At 49.2% G+C, this 500-nt stretch carries 1 protein-coding gene; it reads left to right on the top strand.

All coding sequences use genetic code 11. From position 1 onward, the window contains the following. Positions 1–39: 39 nt before the first annotated feature. Positions 40–500: DUF2931 family protein (locus ACQCLF_RS16045; RefSeq protein WP_426989105.1), on the top strand; the 461-nt coding region annotated here is incomplete at its 3' end.

Raw genomic sequence — 500 nt, forward strand, 5'->3', positions numbered from 1 at the left:
GTATCGGCGTTACTCTTATTACTCGGTTGTGAGGATTCTATGACCAAAGCGGAGTGGCTGGCTTCCGAGTCGGCGCCCAAGGAATACCAGATGAAAGTGATATCTGGCACCTTTTTATATCCGGGAAAAGATTACGGGCTCTATGTTCCCAGTGGAAAAACAGTGTACGGTGGTTGGGGAAAGCCCATTTCCACACACGTGACCGGGCCGGATCAAAAACCTTTACCGGATCGGCTGCAGATTACCTACTACTCGTACCTTGAAGATCAGTTCTATTACGGCGAATTTGATCTTCCCTATGAAACCATCGTCAGGAGTTTTAAAGAAGGGTATGGCGACCACAGAACGCCAACCGGTCACTTGACTTATCGGAGAATTACCGTCGGCATGGCCCCCGGAGGCAGCGTTGCCGTTTGGCTGGTTGGTATTGGAAAGACGACTGAAATATTCTTCGGTAAAGCTGAACCGATAGAATACGACTGGACAACGTACTGGAAGGA

Source organism: Marinimicrobium sp. ARAG 43.8 (genome assembly GCF_050113635.1).
Taxonomy (GTDB): domain Bacteria; phylum Pseudomonadota; class Gammaproteobacteria; order Pseudomonadales; family Cellvibrionaceae; genus Marinimicrobium.